This is a genomic window from Mesorhizobium ciceri biovar biserrulae (assembly GCF_001618845.1).
GTDB classification, from domain to species: Bacteria; Pseudomonadota; Alphaproteobacteria; order Rhizobiales; family Rhizobiaceae; genus Mesorhizobium; species Mesorhizobium ciceri.
Genome location: NZ_CP015064.1, coordinates 1,130,345 through 1,145,255 on the forward strand (window position 1 = coordinate 1,130,345; position 14,911 = coordinate 1,145,255).

Consider the following 14,911-nt stretch of genomic DNA (forward strand, 5'->3'; position numbering starts at 1 on the left):
CGATGCATGCGGTCGGACCACTGCAATGGGGCTGCGCGACTACCGGTTTTGATGCGCTGGCCAAGCTGGGCTTGCGCGCCAGCGAGGTCCCGGGCTCAGTCTTGACGATGTCGATTGGCAGCCGGGCAGTGCCCTCGCTCACGGCAAGGGACGGTGGCCAGCGGTGATGCCGCTACGCCACGAAGTCGGTGCAGCTATTGTCGCCTACCCCCCCTCCGGCATGGGCGACCGGCTTCACCGTGTCGCTTGCTATCGTGCGGGGGCAGATGTCGAGCGGGAACTGCCGGTCCTCTGGACCTTTCTTGGCACGCCAATGTTCGCGACACCTACTGGTATCTATCCGCCGCGCCGGAGCTAACGACCTATGACTTCGCGCCAACGGCCCCGGCCCCCGGCGAGCCGAACGAGATGCACGGGTCGGTGCCGTGGTTCAACTGCGCGCCGCGGCAGTGATAGCGCCCAGTGTTGCCGTTCCTGCCGCTATAGGCGACATGGAGTTTGCGCCCGCAATGACTGCAACGCAGCAGACCGCCGAGTAGTTCGCCTCGCCGCAACGCGCCGCGAGCGATCATCATGCCCTTACCGTTCGCGTTGTCCGCGATCAGGCGCTGCTTCCTTCCGTATTCCGCCCAACTGAGGTAACCCTCGTGATGGTTGACGAGCAAGACCTCCCATTCGGATTGGTGTTTGCGAAAGCCGCGCACGCAGCTATTTGCGATTGTCACGCGACTGCCGGTCCGCCCGAAGACGTAGCCGCCCGCATAGATCGAATTAGTCAGGATGTGGTCCACCGTGTTGTAGACGGGCAGCCTCTACACCATAGTGCGGCCGCCCTCTCGCGAGTAGCTGACGCAACGCAGCACGATGCCGTCGCTGCGCAAAGAGAGGTGGACCTGGCGGATGCTTTGTATCTCAGCGAAGCGGGAGAACACCAAGGCGATCGCGTCGCGCACGCGCAAATTGGCGTCCTTTTCGATCTTGTCGCGGCCCGCGGGGCGCCGGTTCTGACCGAAAAAGTTCAGAGTTTAGACATTCGGGCATCTTCTTGACAGGCCACGGCGTCTTGCAGAGACGAAGGTTGAGGAAGCAAGCCTGACAGCGCGCCAAGTTGAAATGTATTTCGAAGTTTATTAAAAGTTCAACAAAACATTAACAAATATTGACTTTCACCACGTCTGGTTACATGCCAAACAATGCAGGCGTCAAGATATCCTCTTGCAGATCGAATAATCCAAACGAAGCACAACGCCAACAAGGAATACTCAAATGGACGATGCCGCAGCGCTACATGCCCCATCTGAACTTGAAACGTACTTCAGTGAAGATTATTTGCATTTCGCCGACCTCGTCAATCCGCCTGAGAAAAGCGACCGGGAAGCAGGAGCGATCTGGAAGCTTCTTTCACTTGGACATGGCAGCCCAGTTCTTGAACTCGGATGCGGATATGGGCGGATTACCAATCGGTTGGCGGAAAAAGGCGCGCGAGTAACGGGCTTGGATACCTCGCCGATTTTGCTGAAAAAAGCGGAAGCGGATGCGGCTGAACGGAACGTGGATGTTGAGTATGTTCTTGGCGACATGCGCTCACTCCCCTGGCGGGATCGGTTTGACGCCGCCTTTCTGTGGTATACGACGTTTGGCTATTTCGATGAAGCTGACAATGAGAGAGTCCTCCATGAAGCCGCTGCTTCACTTCGAAAGGGCGGTCGTCTGCTGATCGATCAGATCAATCGCTACTCTTTGCTGCGCGAGCAATCGCCTAGCTATGACCTCGTGCAGCGCGACGATGATCTGAGAATTGACACAATGAACAACGACCCGCTGACCGATCGTCTAAACTGCGAAAGGATCGTCGTCCGTGGTGGTTCCGTGAGACGTATGCGTCTTTCTGTCAGACAATATGGGTATTCCGAATGCGTTCGCATGTTGCAAAGTGCGGGGTTCGATTCTGTTGAAGTCTATGGACAGGAAGGCGCAAAGTTTACACCCTATGGCCCGCGTCTTGTCGTAATCGCGTATAAGTAGATGGCTACCAGGCCGATTTGAAGTTTGATCGCACTTAGCTTCGAACGGTGCCGACGTTCCCGGTGAGGCCGGGTTGCTGCACCATCCTGATTCGAAGAACCACCAATGACGGACGACGTGATGATTGCGCGCGCTGGTGGAGAGGGTCCCCGACGCCATTATCTGGCGCGAGTTGATCGGCTTTGCCGCCGAGCGGCTGATGGAGCTGAAGGTAGGCCGCTCAAACCCTGGACTTTCAGGAATTGCGTGTGCGGCCGGCATATGGGTAAAGTCCTCTATCGATGGGGTGCGCCATAACTCGACCTGCCGGAGCGATACGGCCCGCGCACCACCTGCTAACAATCGCTTGAACGCCTGCGAGCTCCTATTGCGGGCGGAGAAACCTAGCGGCGAACACGCCGGGGTCGATGGGCGAACCAGACAGACCGATGGGAAGCTCTGGTGCGCGCGCTGCTGGCTTATAAGCGAGGCGAGCCGCGGGTGTGCGCAATGGTTCGAGCAACGACCCCACAAGGGGAGGATCGCCGCCGGATCTGCCGCGAGCGCAAGACGCTGACAGCGGAGCGGGTCGAGCACGCCAATCGGAACAAGGGGCTGCCCGAAGCTCATCGCCCCGGTCGGTATGGCCCGAGCCCGAATTGCTGTTGTCCGCAAGCTCGCCTTCATCATGCATCACATGTGGAGGTGACGACCAAGTTGCTCTATCTGATCTCTCATCGATATGAGAAAGAGTGAAAGTGCCGCCACGTGAGTGGACCAAGGCCCATTCGCCGCATCTGTTGCCGAGCGCTTCATTAGGGCGATGGCGGCATATGTTCAACTGCCCGCCCGCAAACCGTTCCTGACACTCCACGGGCGCCGGCTATGGTGTGAAGAGCGCGGCGGACTGCGTCTCACCTCACGCGGCGGTCTCGAAGATGCTCTCAACACCTGGGAGCGCCGCTACCTGGGCCCGTTAAAGAACTCCTTTCGGCGGTCTGCCTTAACGGAGACGTGGTCCGCCGTCCGCGATGAGCTGGCATGACCGTCAGCTTGCGTCTGCTGTTGCCGACCGCTGAACTGGGGTAGCCTTCGACGGATTGTGCAAATACGCGGTTGGGTTGTGTGCGTCAAGTTCTGCAAATTGGGGCGGGCATAATGCTGGTCATGCGGCTTGGCGTAGAGCGAGTTTCTTGTGCTCGCGCAGGTCGCCCATGTTGATGTAGCGGTTGGCCTCCATCCAGTTTTCGTTGGTCTCGACAGCCAAGGCCCTGACGAGGCGAAGGCAGCTTTCGGCGTTGGGGAAGATGCGTACGACGTAGGTGCGCCGGCGGATTTCCTCGTTGAGCCGTTCGAGCATCTTGGTGGACTTGAGATGCTTGTGATGCTGTCTCGGCAGGCAAAAGAAGGTCAGGGTCTGTTCGATGGCATCCTCGGCCCAGCCTGTCAGGCGCGGATAGCGAGGCGACCATTTGGCGAGCCATGCGGCGAGATCGGCCCTGGCCTCAGCGAGATCGCGTCGGTCGTAGAGCCAGCGCAACTCCTGCAGGCAGTCGTCGCCGTGCTTGCGCGGCAGATGATCGAGGGCGTTCCTGAGGAAGTGCACGTAGCAGCGCTGCCAGGCTGCTTCCAGGATCACCTCGCCGATCGCCGCGACCAGGCCGGCATGATCGTCGGACACGACCAACTCGACGCCCTTGAGGCCGCGTGCCTTCAGTGAGACGAGAAAATCCCTCCAGGCCGAGCGGCTCTCGCGATTGGCCATCTCGACGGCCAGGATCTGGCGCTGCCCATCCCAGTCGATGCCGACCGCGATCAGCACCGCCTGGCTCATGACAACGCCGGCTTCGCGCACCTTCTCGTAGCGGGCATCGAGGATGAGGTAAGGAAACGGCTCTTGAAGGGAGGCAGCAAGGCTCTCGTCCAGCCGCTTGTTGATGGCCGAGATCGACGAGGCCGAGAAGGCATGGCCGCACGGCTCTTCGGTGATCGCCTTGACCTTGCGGGTCGACACGCCCTGCACATACATCTCCGCGAGCGTCGCCACCAACGCCCGCTCCGAACGCTGGTAGCGCTCGAAAAGCTCGGTGGAGAAGCGGCCGGCCCTGTCCTGTGGAACCCGCAGCTCAAGCTTGCCGACCCGCGTGACAAGGGTGCGGCCGTAATAGCCCGAGCGATAGCCGAGCCGCTCCGATGTGCGCTCGCTCTTCGAAGCGCCCAACGCCTCGTCCATCTCGGCCTCGAGCACCTCCTGCATCACCGCTCGGATCACTTCGTGAAGTCCGTCTGGGTTCGAAAGCAGAATGTCTTTGACGGCAGCGCTGGTGGTCTTACTTTCAATATTGGTCATGGTGGCGTTCCTTCGCGGGAATCAGGTGACGTGAACAACCGCCCTCTCTCAGCGAATTTGCAGAACTCTCAGCACACTACCCGCGGTTGCCAAGCACTTGAAGTGACAATCGCGGCCTTGAGATGGGCCTGGATCTTCATGTTGGCGAGGCCGTGCCGGAGTGGTGCGAGCAGCGCCCACCAGACTGGCAAAGCGAGGCAAGACCGCAGCCGGCACATTCCCTTGAACGCTAATCGAAGAAGCGGCCGTGCATTGCCGGGTGGTCGGGCGTCAGGAGTTGCCTCGTGGGCACTTCAGGATGTTGTGCTCGGCATGCCGAGTGACGACCATTTGGCGACCGTCTGGACGTCCGCGTGTTGACAGTGTCGATGTTCGGAACCCTACATGCTGAGGCCCAAGTATTCCGGGGAGCGCTGAACGTAGGGTTTTGCTCCTTTCGCGTGGACAACCTCTCGAGTGGCATGCCGTTTGCACAGTACGCGCCGAGCATTGCGTTACCGACGAGAACGGTTTCGCAGGCTCCGCCAAGGAGGCCTTCATGAAAACTGACCGAACGATCCAAATCAATGCCACAGACACTGCATTCCTGAGTGCGATCTCGCCATTTGTTGCTTTAGCGCGTCCGTTCCGGGTGCTGCTGTCATTTCCTCAGCGGGTGTGGTCATTGTGGCGTCTAGCGTTGGGTAGCGAGGCCTGTCCCGTCCAGATAGAGCTACCGCTTCCCAGCGACCTCGGTGCGACGGAGGTCTTTGGCGTTTTGGTGACACGTGATGAGGTGCTTGGTGCCACCTGCGGGGCGGAGGGCGGTCGGACGGCGGCAGCGGATGCGATACTCGCGGACCTGAATCACCATGGAGCGCTGACGGCAAACCATCACGTGCTGCCGATCTCTATAGACCAGATGGTTGTGGACGACTGGTCACAAAAGATCCTGGCCGGAGAGCTTAGCGAGTTAGCCGCCGCGGCCTCGGACCGGCACCGACTGCCGTATGCGGGCCACATGATTTGGATAGCGGGGAAGAGCGTTGGGCGTCAGACGGGATACAAGCTTCGGATGACTTCGGGCACATCAAAGTTGCTACAGCTGCCGACGAATCGCCCGCCTCCGGTGCGGCAGGACTACAGGAGTTGCCAGTTCGCGCTCCACGGAGACCTGGCCGCTCAGCTGAAGACTTAGCCGGCGTTGCGAGGGCGAGGCCGTCAGTGAATCTGCCGGCGGGTAGGGCGTTGACGCTGACGTCGTTGTCGCCGACGACTTCCGCGGCGCCTCACGCTTACCCGCCTCAATCGTCTTTCCTTAACTATTGCCCGGGCCCGGACTGTCATGAATTTCATCGAGCAAACGAGGGTCGTTACCGAAGGTGAGTTGCGAGATAACGGCATCACGCGTTATCAAGTGACAAAATTTTATCATGAACAGATCACTGACAGCCGTTACTACGACCAGCTCAAATACATTGTGGAGCCCTCACTCAGGGAGTTTGACAGCCCCGGCAATCTGGATACGAGCGGCGAACATGAAAACACGGTCGTGCGCGGACTTCAGCACAAGTACGCCCGGACCGGATTGATACTGGTGACCGCCCGTTGCGCCTCATACTGCCGTTATTGTTTTCGCAAACGCATTGTCGGTAACGACTCGGACGAAATTGCACCTGATTTCGCACGGATTGCGCAATATATTAGCGGCCATCCTGAGATGACTAACGTCCTGCTCTCGGGTGGCGACCCGTTTGTGCTCAGCACCGGAAAACTGAACGACATCCTCGATCACCTGCTGCCGATCCCACATTTGGATTCGATTCGATTTGGCACAAAAATGCTAGCATATGAGCCGAAACGGTTCGAAGATCGCGCTCTACCGGCGTTGTTTCAACGGATCCATGAAGCAGGTAAAGCCGCGATCGTCGTCACACATTTCGACCACATCGGCGAAATCTCGGTCGATGCGGAGCGTAACATTCGCGCTTTGCGAGCAGAAGGTGTACAATTTCTCAACCAGGCCGTGCTTCTAGCGAAAGTCAACGACGATCCAGAAATCTTGGCGGCGACCTTCGCCAAGTGTCACCAAATAGGCGTCCAGCCTTATTATCTTTTCCAGGGCAGGCCGGTGAAAGGGGCATCCCATTTTCAGGTCTCACTGCGGCGCGGACTAGAAATTACGCACGGCATAAACCAACGTCTCAGCGGCATCCAAAAGACATTCAAATACATCATGTCCCATTACACCGGAAAAATCGAGATCCTTGATCTCGAACCCAATGGCCGCGTGTACATGCGGTATCATCAAAACAAGAGCCTAGAAAAGATTGGAAAAATTTTTTCCAGGCCGAACCGCGAGGGCGCCTGCTGGTTGGACGATTTGCCCGAAGGATGAATCGAAAGGCGCATAATGCTGATTGCCTCGCGAAGCGAGAGCAGCACAAACGCCGGCGTTTCATGTAATTCCGCAGTGAAGCGGCCTGGAGGATTTGCCCGTGCTACCAGATTGCAGCGTGGCAATTCCAGAAGACGCAACAAGACTAGGTAAGCATGGCTATTAAAGAGGGACCGCTCGGGGAGACACTCCTCAAGGCTTTCGATGGTATGTCGGCGCAACTGCAGAACGCCGCCCGCTTTATTCTCGATCGGCCATGTGACGTGGCTCTTCTTTCGATGCGTGAACAGGCCCGGCAAGCAGGCGTACAACCTGCAACGATGACGCGCCTTGCTAAGCATCTTGGGCTGGGGGGGTTCGACGAGATCCGCAACATGTACGCTGAAGCGGTGCGGGATGCTGGTGCTCGATTGCCAGGAATGGCAGGAAAACAGGTTGCGAACCGAAAGCAAAAGGACGATCACGCGCTTGCTGCGGAGATGCTCAAGTCGGTCACATGGCACATTGCACAGCTTGCGAAGGCGCCCTCCCTTGATCGGGTAGTGTCTGCGGCAGCATCTTTGGCTAAGGCCCGCAAAATATACTGTCTTGGACTGCGCTCAAGTCATACAGTAGCTTGGCATTTCCAATACTTAATAAGTATGGTCTGCGATAAATCAGTATCTCTGGACTGCGCGGCAGGAATAGGAGGGGACGGCCTAAAAAACTCTTGTGAAGAAGATGTTTTACTCGTTGTAAGTGTACACCCGTATACTAGAGCAACGTTTGAACTAGCATATTACGCTAAGTCGATTGGAGTCGCAGTTATTGCTATTACGGATAGTGAGGTCTCGCCATTGGCGCGAATTGCAAAAACGGCCGTGGTGGTTCCGACGAATAGTCCATCGTTATTTCATACGATGACCCCTGCTTTCGCAATTGCTGAGGTTCTTGGATTTCTGGTTGCGGCCGGTGGGGGTGACAAGGTACTGGAACCCATCGAGCGCTTCAATAAACAACTCGCAGCGCTTAACACGCATCTAAAACGAATCAGACGTAACCAGTAGGCCTCGGCCAATCGCAGGCAAGTGATAGGGCCCGCGGCTCGATCGCGGAATGCGGGGCCGCAGTTCGTCCAAGAGACAGGAGATATTCCTGGTAGGTGGTCAACAGGGGTTCGATGCCTTCGCCGACACGCGTGAGGTAGCGTTCGGCTTCTTCGTCGGCTCGCTCAGGCCGCATCAAGGCTACGGTCAGGCTTGGTGGCGGCCGAGAAGACTGCGGTTGTGGCGGCTTCAGTGAGGTCGAAAAAATCACGCGGCTGCATAGCGTGAGGTTCGCCACCAATGGCAGGGATTAGTTTTCCCGAGGAGCCCTTTTAATAACCGGGTGCCACTGCGATCCAAGATCCGCAACCCGCGGCCGGGTGACGCCCCCAATGAGCAGATTCTGTGCACGCCATCTTTGCGGTTGGATCCGGCTACAACGATGCCAACGATCTCGATCGGCAAGCTCCACTGCGGCGGCGGTGGTCCGCGAGCCTTCCAGATGCTCCGCGCGGACTAATACTGGGCGGCTTCGAAATTCGGCCGTCCAAAGCGTCGTCTCCCAAGTAGAATTCGATTCGCCCGCGCCATCAAGCCCGGCTACCTGCTGCCCGAGTGAAGGAATTCGCGACGGCCGTACATTTTCGCGCAAGAGCCCGTTCGGACGATTAGCGGGTTCACCTCGGCGGCGGCGGTACGAGGGCGGCACATCATTACTGTTCGCCAATGGTTGGAAATGGTGTGATCGACCAGTCAATCAAGTCGACCGCACGCTGAAGTATCGCCTTGGTCTGGGCGAGATGAGGCGAAACTGCAATAACAGTTCCCATAGAGTCTCGGTAATCGCCTTTCCTGACGATCGGCATCTTGGGTCTGACATACAACCTCACCTGGGCGACACCTGAAATAGCCGCAGCCTGACTGTCACCGTCTATCCAATCGAGAGTGCCATCGCGATCAGGAAGTAGACCCCGCCAAGCCGCAATGTGCGAATTTCTTCTGGGCAAATCCCATTCGTCGCCGACTACAAGCTTGATGTGTTCAGTGATGAGATCGATTCCATAAGCCAATTGAACCACTAGGGGACCGGCGCCAAGACGCGGATTAACCTCAATGACGACTGGGCCACGCTTCGTCCACCGGAATTCAACGTGTGTTGGCCCCCAGCCAAGGCCGAGAGCGCGTAAACAGCTCAGCGAAACATCGGCCATGCGCTCATGCTGGTCATTGGCGAGCGGTGCTGGAAAGATGCCTCCACGATAGACGAAATGCGGTAGGGGGCCGAACTCAGAGGCTTCAATCCCAATCACCTCATCTCCCATCATAGTAGCCCAGTAAAGCGGGCCTTGTGCGAATTCTTCGACTAGTATCCTCCGCGAAGACGCCCATAAATGCTGTCCACCCAAAAGATAGGTGCTATGCTCAACCAATTCATCTACGTCGCGGCACAATCGGACACCGCTACTGCCGCTGCCTACGGCCGGCTTGAGAACAACCGGGAGCCCGATCTCCGCGGCAGCGCCTTTTACGTCCGCCACATCCGTTACTAAGCGATAATCAGGGATTGGAACGCCGGCTTGGGCGAGGATCTGATGTTGACTCAACTTGTCGCAGCATTGTTCAATTGATGCGGGGTTTGGTCCCGGCAGACCGAAACGGCGGCAGAGCTTGCCGACTGTCGCGCAGAAGGACTCGTAGGAGGTTGTAATGCCAGTAATGTCACAGGTCGCAGCTACTAGGGAGCATTCGCGGATTAGCGCTTCGAGATTGTCAGTATCCACACGGATTGCCTCAACGCTTTCCGCTACAAGATAGTCGTACTGAGCTGGATCAGCCGACAGGGTAATTGGACGAAGACCGAGACGCTGGGCTGCTTGAACGTATAGCAAGCCATTTGACCTCGTGCCTTCAAGCAGGTCTCTTCTTGCCATTCGCTGTGCTCAACGTTGCGTTCTGGCCGCGGTCCCACCGTTTTCTTGGCCGCTTGACGGCGAAGATACCATTGTCAGCGAGCGGCGGGTGTTGGCCGGCGAGCCGGTGCCCGCCGGCGAGAAGTTGGTCAGCCTGTTCGAAGAGCATGCCGATATCATCATCAAAGGCAGCTGCGATACCGAATACGGCCACAAGCTCAACCTCACCACCGGCAGGAGCGGCATGATCCTCGATCTGATGATCGAAGCAGGCAACCCAGCCGACAGCGACCGCCTGCTGCCGATGCTTTTGCGCCACATCGCCCTCTATGGTCAGGCACCACGGCAGGCGACCGCCGACAGTGGCTTCGCCACTCGCGCCGCGAAAGCGTAGGGCGTTTGCGACATGGCCATCCACAAGAAATCTGACCTGAGGATCAAGGACCTGGTTAGAAGCAAGTGGGTCTATCGCAAGCTGCGCAACTTCCGCGCCGGCATCGAGGCCGGCATTCCATGCCTCAAGCGTGCTTACGGTTTGGCGCGTTGCACTTGGCGCGGCCTCAATCACTTCAAGACCTACGTCTGGTCCTCGGTCGTGGCCTACAACCTCGTCATCTTCACCCGCCTCCAGCGGACCTGAACTGCCCCTGGGGATCGCAGGTTGTCCCGCGCCGACCCATGCCGGCCGCCACCGCACGCGCCGGTGACACTATTTTGGCGACAGACAGCACTCTTCGACCCGTCCGCGCCCGTCAAGGCGCCTTCAATCGCGCGCAACTTATTGTAAATGCACTGAAATACGCACGTTTATGGACGGAAACTAGACTAGGGGTAACGCGGGAGACGGGGCGCGAGGCTGTGGAGGCATCGGGAGGCCTATGACACGCCACACGCGTCCGCTGCAAAAGTACGGTTTCATCATCACGCCGCTGGTGAATCGCGATGCGGAATTGTTCGTGGATGCTATCCACGATCCCGTCTTCGGTCCGGTGGTGTCTGTTCGGCTCAGGGGGTGTGCTTGTTGGAGCGGCCAAAGACGTGACTTTCCGCGCGGCGCCGATTTCTCCCGAGGAAGCTTTGAACATGATTGAGGAAGCGCGAATTGCGAAGATGTTCGACGGGTTTCAGGCGCTTTCCGAATTCGACAAGCTATCTATCGCCAACTTCATCTCGTCCTTGTCTATGGCGGTCTTGAGAATGGAAAATCTTGCGGAGCTCGACATCAATCCGATTATCGCCAACGAAAGCGGTATCAATGAAAGCGGTATCAATCCGATCGATGAGGTTGGTCGGAAAATGACAGCCGCCATGCACTAATTGCCGTCAAATACTTTAACTCCAGCGAGGCCTTGGCGATGGGCGAATTCGTTCGCATTTCGAGGCGGCGGCACGTGACGGCTCAAAGGGGGAAGCCCAGGGTTGATGATCGCACGGTGATTTCGGGCACGCATGTCCTCAAGACCGGCTGCCGCTGCCGCGATGTGCCTGCAGCCTGGTCCGCCAACCACAATCCAAAATCGTGTGGTCGCAACGCCGCATCTGGTAGCGCATCTTCGACAAGATGGCTGCTGCCGGACCTGTTCCGGAGCTACCCATCGAAGCAATCACGTCAAGGCGCATCGCTCCGCGCAGGCCCCTACCAATAGACCTTGGGCACCCTGTTCCGCAAGGCTGCTGATGCGAGACGAAGGCTCGAAAGCTAAACCTTCACCGACGTTTACTATCTATTTCTGCGTATTGCAAAACTTAACGAAACATTAACAAATATTTTCTTTCAACATATCCGGTTACATGCCAAAACAATGCAGGCATTCAAGATATCCTCTTTCGCAGATCGAATAATCCAAACGAAGCACAACGCCAACAGGGACTACTCAAATGGACGATGCCGCAGCGCTACATGCCCCATCTGAACTTGAAACGTACTTCAGTGAAGATTATTTGCATTTCGCCGACCTCGTCAATCCGCCTGAGAAAAGCGACCGGGAAGCAGGAGCGATCTGGAAGCTTCTTTCACTTGGACATGGCAGCCCAGTTCTTGAACTCGGATGCGGGTATGGGCGGATTACCAATCGGTTGGCGGAAAAAGGCGCGCGAGTAACGGGCTTGGATACCTCGCCGATTTTGCTGAAAAAAGCGGAAGCGGATGCGGCTGAACGGAACGTGGATGTTGAGTATGTTCTTGGCGACATGCGCTCACTCCCCTGGCGGGATCGGTTTGACGCCGCCTTTCTGTGGTATTCGACGTTTGGCTATTTCGATGAAGCTGATAATGAGAGAGTCCTTTATGAAGCCGCTGCTTCACTTCGAAAGGGCGGTCGTCTGCTGATCGATCAGATCAATCGCTACTCTTTGCTGCGCAAGCAGTCGCCTAGCTATGCCATACTGCAGCGCGACGATGATCTAAGAATTGACACAGACAACAACGACCCGCTGACCGATCGTCTAAACTGCGAAAGGATCGTCGTCCGTGGTGGTTCCGTGAGACGTATGCGTCTTTCTGTCAGACAATATGGGTATTCCGAATGCGTTCGTATGTTGCAAAGCGCGGGGCTCGATTCTGTTGAAGTCTATGGACAGGAAGGCGCAGAGTTTACACCCTATGGCCCGCGTCTTGTCGTAATCGCGTATAAGTAGATGGCTGCGAGCCGTGCTGCTTGCCGGCCGAAGGCGCCGGCCAGCCACGACCTGCCGTTTCCGGTCTGACGCGGAGCACAGCTTCAACAGCCGCTTCCCGCTCGGGGCGCGGCCTATACACACGTTTTACTAAGGGCGAAGAGCTTAAGTATTGTTACGTGAGGCAATATGCACTCTCACGTTGATTGCCGCGCCGCACTTGCGCGATGAGCTCTTGAACAAGAAATTGTTCCTCGGCCTGGATTACGCCCGCAGTTGCTAAATGGATGGAGGACTTCAACACTGCGAGGCCTCGCTAAGCCACCAGACCCCGGCAGCCTATGCCGAGGTCATCACCGCAACCGGCTCCGACGCTGCGCTGATCGAAGGTCCGCATTTCGCCGGACTCAACTCAACCCGCTCCCCTATCTCGAAACCCGGACTCAACTCAACCCGCTCCCCTATCTCGAAACAAAGTCAGTGCCATCTCTCATGGGCAGATAGGCGAAGGTGATCAACCTCGGGTCCTGCGGCCGCACAACCATGGCTTCGCGAAAATCCGCTTTATTCCACCGCTTTCCGATTGCCTTTCCAGGAACGTCTCGAAGACAATTTTCATGTTTGCATATCCGACGTCATGACTTGAACTCAATGTGTATCTGTGGACTGGAGAAGAGCGTGATTGCGCTGTGCCGGATCGGGAGGCGGCCACGACGGTCAATCAGTATGATCGCCTTTTTGCAGAACTTTCCCCACACAACCACATCATGCGCTGTGATGGTAGCCGGATCACCACGACGGGTGGCAAAAGCAGGTCGGCTCACCGTATATTGCTATCTTGCCGGTTGGGAGCCTACTAATCCGCTCCAGGACGAGGGGTTGCCTACATCGAAGGCCACGGAATCGGCAGCCCTCCGTGGACAAACCGCATGCCCTTTCGAAAGGGCTGGCCTTGCAGGGTGCCGCATTCGGGTGCAGGCGCTTGCGCCTTCGCCGAGGGTATGATGGGAAGGAGGATCCTTGAGGTATACTTCTCCGAGTGATAGACTTTGTTAACCGAAACGTCGCCTGCAGGAATGCTGGCTGCTTCCCGGTGCGGAATCGGATTTGGTGCGCCGATAGTCAGTTCGAGACTGTGGCCTCGGCGGACGACGTGAGCGATTGGCGAAAGCAAAGACATCCGAATCTCATAGATTTCGCCGGGTACGAGCTTTTCGCTCTGGGTAAATAAGTGAACAACTTCGTCCTCGTACGTCCGCTCTTTGTCGATGGCGCGCAGCGAAGCACGTAGCAGGCCCGATTGCAGGAAGAGTTGGTTGCCTTCGGGGTCGATATCTTTCAGTGTCAATTCGAAGTCGGCGTCATCTCCGTTATCGATGCTGACATAGAGAGTGACCTCCGGGTTTCCAAGCAAGACTATATCTGAGGTGGCCGGGGCCATCCGGTAGTTCAATACTCCTGTCTGATGGGGTCGAACCTGGAATTTTTGGCTGTCTCCGTGAATGTCTCCGTAACCGAGGAGTTCCACACCCGTCGGATAGAGGTACGCTCGGAAGCCAGCGTTGGGGCTACCACAAGGCATGTCAGGAGAAATCTTGGCGTCAGCCGTGAGGTAGAAGGGACGGCGCTCGACCGCCGGTTCTGGCCAGGTGTTGTGATGTGTAACCCACCCCGCAACCGACTTCTTAGGATCGCCACCGGCCATCTGTACCTCCCAATAGACGGTCACTGGCGGCTCGTTTTCTATACCATTCTTGACACCCTTTACCCAACGGTCCAGCCACTTCATCCGTTCGGCATCTATAATGCTATAGCTGTTATAGCCGTTAAGCGTAGTGGCTGAGTGGTCGCCGTTCGCCATGACAAGTCGTTTGTGGGGCACGTCCCGCATGAGCTGAGTAAATATCCGGGCACTTTGCCGAGCGGCTGCGCCCCATTCGTCTTGTGACGCCGCCATCATTAGCGTGGGGACATTGACCCTGCCGGCGACATCCTTGCAGGCCACAGAAACTGATTCCCACCATTCATCCTTCAGGGGGTGCCTTCGCATCTCCTCAAAAAATGAATGCTTAACGACCTGCCTTTTGCTTCCGCGGATTGCAGAACACTCCGTATCGCCCAGAATGATCCGCTGCTGTGCGCCGTTCGGACCCTCGACTAACTCAGTGGTGATGGCCCAATCCATCATGCCCAGCATCATCATACCACCGACGTAGGTCATATCCTCATAGCCGTCGCCGATGCCCCCCGGCGTGATGGCCCTTAAGTGAGGGGGACGCTCTGCCGCGACTTTAAACTGAGAGACGCCGCCGAATGAGTTGCCGACCATCCCCACATTGCCGTCGCTCCAGGGCTGTTTGGCGATCCATTCGACCACTTCGGCGCCTGACTCTCCAACTTTGCGGTCATACCACGTGTCGATGAGACCTTCCGAGCAACCCGTCCCGGGAAAATTGGCTCCGACGAAAGCATAGCCTGCGTCCAAAAAGTGCTTCGCGAGGTCGAACGGTCGTATACTTGACGAATACGGAGTATACTCAAAAACCGTCGGATAGCAGCTGGCTTTCGGTCGATATGAAACGTAAGCAATGCGCATTCCGTCCTTCATGGGCACGTAGCCAATATCGCA

At 57.1% G+C, this 14,911-nt stretch carries 11 protein-coding genes and 3 pseudogenes; 9 read left to right on the forward strand and 5 right to left on the reverse strand.

Annotation, left to right across the window (positions count from 1 at the left end):
• Positions 1–362: 362 nt before the first annotated feature.
• Both A4R29_RS32715 and A4R29_RS34895 read right to left on the reverse strand, forming a co-directional pair.
• Positions 363–791: a recombinase zinc beta ribbon domain-containing protein gene (locus A4R29_RS32715; RefSeq protein ID WP_244506898.1), complete on the reverse strand. Its 429-nt coding sequence runs from the start codon at positions 789–791 to the stop codon at positions 363–365.
• A 21-nt stretch (positions 792–812) separates the two neighbouring features.
• Positions 813–959 (reverse strand): hypothetical protein, encoded by a 147-nt coding sequence (locus A4R29_RS34895; RefSeq protein WP_244506899.1) that lies wholly within the window; start codon positions 957–959, stop codon positions 813–815.
• Between the two features lie 307 nt (positions 960–1,266).
• Between A4R29_RS34895 and A4R29_RS05030 the strand changes: the two genes are divergently transcribed.
• Together A4R29_RS05030 and A4R29_RS34025 are read left to right on the forward strand one after the other, a co-directional pair.
• A complete protein-coding gene (locus A4R29_RS05030) occupies positions 1,267–2,025 on the forward strand; it encodes a class I SAM-dependent methyltransferase (RefSeq protein WP_063171350.1) in 759 nt (252 codons plus the stop codon).
• Positions 2,026–2,412: 387 nt separating this feature from the next.
• Positions 2,413–2,655: pseudogene (locus A4R29_RS34025) on the forward strand (IS110 family transposase); the annotation flags it as partial.
• A 514-nt stretch (positions 2,656–3,169) separates the two neighbouring features.
• Here the strand turns inward: A4R29_RS34025 and A4R29_RS05035 are convergent.
• Positions 3,170–4,354 (reverse strand): IS256 family transposase, encoded by a 1,185-nt coding sequence (locus tag A4R29_RS05035; RefSeq protein ID WP_063171351.1) that lies wholly within the window; start codon positions 4,352–4,354, stop codon positions 3,170–3,172.
• Positions 4,355–4,892: 538 nt separating this feature from the next.
• Here A4R29_RS05035 and A4R29_RS05040 point away from each other — a divergent pair.
• The 3 genes from A4R29_RS05040 (at position 4,893) to A4R29_RS05050 (ending at position 7,777) form a co-directional block, all read left to right on the forward strand.
• Positions 4,893–5,531: a hypothetical protein gene (locus tag A4R29_RS05040; RefSeq protein WP_145923736.1), complete on the forward strand. Its 639-nt coding sequence runs from the start codon at positions 4,893–4,895 to the stop codon at positions 5,529–5,531.
• A gap of 147 nt (positions 5,532–5,678) precedes the next feature.
• Positions 5,679–6,731: a KamA family radical SAM protein gene (locus A4R29_RS05045; RefSeq protein WP_063171353.1), complete on the forward strand. Its 1,053-nt coding sequence runs from the start codon at positions 5,679–5,681 to the stop codon at positions 6,729–6,731.
• 161 nt (positions 6,732–6,892) lie between these two features.
• Positions 6,893–7,777, forward strand: coding sequence for a MurR/RpiR family transcriptional regulator (locus A4R29_RS05050; RefSeq protein ID WP_063173581.1), 885 nt, complete (start codon positions 6,893–6,895; stop codon positions 7,775–7,777).
• 692 nt (positions 7,778–8,469) lie between these two features.
• On the opposite strand, the gene A4R29_RS05055 is transcribed toward A4R29_RS05050, so the two are convergent.
• The gene (locus A4R29_RS05055; RefSeq protein WP_063173582.1) at positions 8,470–9,687 is read right to left on the reverse strand and encodes an ATP-grasp domain-containing protein; all 1,218 of its coding nucleotides are present in this window, start codon (positions 9,685–9,687) and stop codon (positions 8,470–8,472) included.
• Positions 9,688–9,763: 76 nt separating this feature from the next.
• Between A4R29_RS05055 and A4R29_RS05060 the strand changes: the two are divergent.
• The 4 genes and pseudogenes from A4R29_RS05060 to A4R29_RS05070 all read left to right on the forward strand — a co-directional run.
• A pseudogene (locus A4R29_RS05060) lies at positions 9,764–10,306 on the forward strand (transposase); the annotation flags it as partial.
• Positions 10,307–10,626: 320 nt separating this feature from the next.
• Positions 10,627–10,983, forward strand: a complete 357-nt coding sequence (locus A4R29_RS32720; RefSeq protein ID WP_161491072.1) for an acetate--CoA ligase family protein — start codon at positions 10,627–10,629, stop codon at positions 10,981–10,983.
• Between the two features lie 86 nt (positions 10,984–11,069).
• A pseudogene (locus A4R29_RS35570) lies at positions 11,070–11,193 on the forward strand (IS5/IS1182 family transposase); the annotation flags it as partial.
• A 351-nt stretch (positions 11,194–11,544) separates the two neighbouring features.
• Positions 11,545–12,303, forward strand: a complete 759-nt coding sequence (locus tag A4R29_RS05070) for a class I SAM-dependent methyltransferase (RefSeq protein ID WP_063171355.1) — start codon at positions 11,545–11,547, stop codon at positions 12,301–12,303.
• 862 nt (positions 12,304–13,165) lie between these two features.
• On the opposite strand, the gene A4R29_RS05075 is transcribed toward A4R29_RS05070, so the two are convergent.
• On the reverse strand, positions 13,166–14,890 hold the full coding sequence (locus A4R29_RS05075) for a CocE/NonD family hydrolase (RefSeq protein WP_244506900.1): 1,725 nt from the start codon (positions 14,888–14,890) through the stop codon (positions 13,166–13,168).
• Positions 14,891–14,911: the final 21 nt, after the last annotated feature.

Excerpts from the sequence above, each read along its gene's own strand:
- A4R29_RS05030 (WP_063171350.1), top strand. The coding sequence starts at position 1,267 with ATGGACGATGCCGCAGCGCTACATGCCCCATCTGAACTTGAAACGTAC.
- A4R29_RS05035 (WP_063171351.1), bottom strand. The coding sequence starts at position 4,354 with ATGACCAATATTGAAAGTAAGACCACCAGCGCTGCCGTCAAAGACATT.
- A4R29_RS05040 (WP_145923736.1), top strand. The coding sequence starts at position 4,893 with ATGAAAACTGACCGAACGATCCAAATCAATGCCACAGACACTGCATTC.
- A4R29_RS05045 (WP_063171353.1), top strand. The coding sequence starts at position 5,679 with ATGAATTTCATCGAGCAAACGAGGGTCGTTACCGAAGGTGAGTTGCGA.
- A4R29_RS05055 (WP_063173582.1), bottom strand. The coding sequence starts at position 9,687 with ATGGCAAGAAGAGACCTGCTTGAAGGCACGAGGTCAAATGGCTTGCTA.
- A4R29_RS32720 (WP_161491072.1), top strand. The coding sequence starts at position 10,627 with ATGCTATCCACGATCCCGTCTTCGGTCCGGTGGTGTCTGTTCGGCTCA.
- A4R29_RS05070 (WP_063171355.1), top strand. The coding sequence starts at position 11,545 with ATGGACGATGCCGCAGCGCTACATGCCCCATCTGAACTTGAAACGTAC.
- A4R29_RS05075 (WP_244506900.1), bottom strand. The coding sequence starts at position 14,890 with ATGAAGGACGGAATGCGCATTGCTTACGTTTCATATCGACCGAAAGCC.